1 protein-coding gene is annotated in these 273 nt (G+C 55.3%); it reads right to left on the bottom strand.

Annotation, left to right across the window (positions count from 1 at the left end; genetic code table 11):
* On the bottom strand, window positions 1-200 hold a 200-nt coding region (locus SB679_RS24205; protein ID WP_410704793.1), incomplete at its 3' end, for a hypothetical protein.
* Window positions 201-273 lie beyond the last annotated feature (73 nt).

The raw sequence follows: 273 nt of genomic DNA, 5'->3' as shown, positions 1-273 counted from the left end.
CGGTCTTCCGGATGAATGCGCTGGATATAGATATCCAGCGGCAGACCGTGCTCGGTCTTGACGTAATCAAGCCCGAAAAGCTCAGCGACCGCACCATCCGCATAGAGCAGGTTCGCCACGATATCCCAGGTGAAAAAGCCGGACTCTGCCGCCTGCCAATCGGCCTGTTCGGACTCAATGGCGCTGTTCTGGAAGGCCAAGATTTTCCCCTGTGCACACCGTCGCAATCCAGAAGTGTAAAGGATCAGCTTCACACTGCAAGGCACTGATTAG

The organism is Chryseobacterium sp. SIMBA_029, assembly GCF_046535275.1.
Lineage (GTDB): Bacteria > Bacteroidota > Bacteroidia > Flavobacteriales > Weeksellaceae > Chryseobacterium.
Note: the sequence above shows the minus strand (reverse complement) of the source record. Positions and strands in the feature narration are given on the sequence as shown.